The organism is Actinomycetota bacterium (assembly GCA_040754375.1).
GTDB lineage: Bacteria > Actinomycetota > Acidimicrobiia > Acidimicrobiales > AC-14 > JBFMCT01.
Map to the genome: position 1 here is coordinate 1 of JBFMCT010000089.1, position 3,362 is coordinate 3,362.

The 3,362-nt window shown below is 75.3% G+C and carries 1 protein-coding gene; it reads right to left on the reverse strand.

Annotation, left to right across the window (positions count from 1 at the left end):
- Window positions 1-2,886, reverse strand: a 2,886-nt coding sequence (locus tag AB1673_17515) for a YfhO family protein (GenBank protein ID MEW6155755.1), incomplete at its 3' end; no start/stop codon positions are given.
- Window positions 2,887-3,362 lie beyond the last annotated feature (476 nt).

Here is a 3,362-nt window from a genome sequence, read left to right on the forward strand (position 1 = left end):
CGCCGCCCGCCCACCGGCTGCGCCCGCCGCCCGCTGGCCCGCCGCCCGCTGGCTCCCTGGCGGTCCGCCCGGTGACCTGCTGCCGTCCGCGGGCGGCGCGGGCCGGGCCCGGCGGCGCCAGGGGCGGCCGTAGGCGACCATGAGGGCGCAGGCCAACAGGGTGACGCCCGTGAGGGCCCGGCCCACGGTGAGGGCGGCCGTCGGCTTGTGGTAGCTGAGGCTGACGGTGTGGGCCCCGGGCGGGACGACCACGCCCAGGAAAGCGGCGTCGGCCCGGACGAGGGTGGCCGGCCGCCCGTCGACCTTCGCTTTCCAGCCGGGGAAGTTGGCCTCGGCCACCACGACCAAGGCGGCCTCGGGGCCGTCGACCCCGATGCGCCACTCACCCGGTCCGGCCCGTTCGGGGGACAGGCGGGTGGGGGTGGGTGGCGCCATCGGCACCCGGTCGTAGATCGGGGAGTAGCTGAGGGCGATCCCGCCCCGCAGTTCGTCGCCCACCAGGGTCGTGCGTTCGGGGCCCGCGTCGGAGCGGAACACCTCGGCGGCTTCGTCCTCGCCGCACTCCGGGCAGGTCAACACGAAGGCGTAGCGCTGGCCCGACGGGACCGGCTCGAACCGGAAGGCGGCCATGTCGTTGTGGTCGTAGCCGCTGAACAGGCCCCGCCGCACCTCGTTGCCCAGCGAGCGGCCGTCGGGGCCGACCTCGTAGAGCGAGAAGATGGTGCGGTCGGGGCCCTGGTTGAGCCATACGGCGATGCCCGAGAGCCCTTCCAGGGGGGCGTCGAATATGGCTCCCACCCCGTCGGCGATGCTGATGGCGGGCCGGCCCGTGGTCTCGCCCACCCACCGCTTGAGAGCGCACGCCATGGCCACCTCGCGGGCGACGGCAGCGTTCATCGACCCGGGGATGGTGGCCTCCTCGCAGGCGTCGCCCGAGGGCACGTGGGCCACGTCGAGGCCGGCGAGGGCCTCCTCCCGCACGCCGCTCACCACCCCGATGCGGCGCTGGCCCAGGGCGGTGGCCAGTTCGGGAGCGACCGACTCGTCGTCGAGCAGGACCACCTGGCGGTAGGCCCTGACGAGCGGCAGCACCGAAGGGTTGGGGTCGAAGCGCACCGACTCGATGCGCCGAGGTTCCTCGCCCGGCAGGGACAGCACCTCGCCCCCCAGGTACCCGGTGGCGGCCAACCCCAGGGCGGCGTCGCGGTAGCCGGCGGGGGCGTTGAACGCCTTGGCCGTGAGTTGGTACACGTACTTCTCGGCCAGGGGGTGGGGCCAGCCGGTGGTCACGTCCACCCCCCGGATGATCAGGTTGTCGACGGTCAGAGGGTCGCCGTAGGTGGGGAGGGCGACCCGGGCGCCGACCATGTTCTCCCGCAGGGGGGCCACGGCGTCGTCGTAGGCCTGGGCGTTGCGGGGCATCTGCATGGCGTAATAACCCCGGTAGGGGGCCAGGTCGGCGAACAAGATCCCGCACATGGCCAGGGCGGTGGCCGCCCCGAACAGGGGGGCCAGGCGGCGCTGGCGGCTCTCGGCCCAGCGCTGGAGCACGACCAGGGGGTAAGCCGCCCCCAGGGCCACGCCCATGGCGGCCAGGGGCCAGAAGCGGGGGAAGCGGATGTACTCCAGGAACGGCACGAAGCGCTGGGCGGCCACGATGGGGCTGACGTAGGGGGCCGCGAACAGGGCCAGGGCACAGGCCACGGCCCAGGCCACGGCCCGCCGGCCGAGCTGCAGGCGGCGCAGGAAGGCCCCGATGAGCAGGCCCGACAGGGTGCCCACCACGACCAGGGCCCCGGCCCCGGACACGGTGGTGAGGTTGGACCCGGCCAGCGGGACGGTGCCCAGGGACAGCCAGATGCCCAGCACCGAGGCGATGAGCACGGCGCACAGGGTGCCGTCGTCGTCGTCGTTGCGCCGGGCGATGAGCACCACGGTGACCAAGGTGCCCACCACCGCGGCCCAGCCCAGGTAGAAGCTGGCGGCCACGTTGCCCTTCATGGCCAGGAAGTCCTCGACCAGCCGCCCGAAGTCGTAGGTCACGGCCTCGGGCCCGGCCCTGGTCAGAAAGGCCCCCGGTCGCCTCCCCAGCGCCCCGCTCAGCAGGTCGAGGCTGGCCCGCACGTCCGACGGGGGGGTGAGCACGAAGGCGTCCTTCATGACCAGGAAGGGCACCAGCCAGAAAGCGGTGGTCCCCAGGGCCAGCACAACCACCACCCCGGCCCTGAACATCACCCCCCCGGCCCCCCGGGGCCGGCGCCCCAGCCGGCGCGCCCGCACGGCCGCGATCAGCACCAGCAGGGCGCACAGCAGGGCCAGGCCGAAGGCGTGCTCGGCCTGCTGGAGCACGGCGAAGCCCGCGAACAGCCCGGCCAGGGCCACATAGACGGCCCCGTCGCCCCGCAGGGCCAGGCGCAGGCTCCAGATCAGCCACGGGGTGACGGCGAACACCCACACCGACGCCTCCTGGCCGAACAGCGCCCCCGAGGCCACGAAGTAGGGGTGGCAGCCGTAGGCCACCCCGGCCACCACCGCGGCCCACATGCGCCCCCACAGGGACCGGGCCAGCACGAAGGCCCCCCATGCCCCCGCCACCTGGGCGGCCACGGTGGCTGCCTTGACGGCCGTGTCCGGGCCCCACAGGGCGGCCAAGGGCACCAGCATGAGCAGGTGGAACGAGGGGAACAGGGCGAAAAAGGGCGTGCCCGTCCACATCTCGGGCATCCAGTAGGACAGGCCGTAGCCCGCCCGCCAGTGGTCGAGCACCACCTGGAGCCACAGCGACACCCCCGGCCCGTCGATGAGCAGGCCCCCCCTGGTCCAGGCGTGGGTGAACGACACCACCAGGGCGGCCATGAGCACGAACGCCCCGGCCACCACCGCCACCGGCCCCAGCCGGGCGGCCGGGCGGGCCGCGGGACGGGTGGTGGGACGGGTGGTGGGACGGGGGCGGGCGGCGGCGACCGATCGTGCCGGGCGGGCCGGTCGGCGGTCCGTCCTTGGGCCCCGCCCCGGCCCCGACGGCGCTGAGGATGTTGGGCGGGGACCGGGCGCTGGCTGCGCCGGCTGGGATGGCTGCGCCGGCTGGGATCGCGGCGCCGGCTGGGATCGCTGCGTCGACGGGGGTGGCTGCGCCGGCTGGGATGGCTGCGCCGGCTGCGATGGCTGCGTCGACGGGGATGGCTGCGCCGGCTGGGATGGCTGCGTCGACGGGGATGGCTGCGCCGGCTGGGATGGCTTCGGGGACTGGGGTGGCTGCGCCGGCTGCGATGGCGGCGGGTCGGCCAGGCGCACTGGTCAGCCTCCGGCGCGGCCGGCCGCAGGGCCCGCCCGCTGGCCCCGCCCCGGTCCGCCCGCCGGCT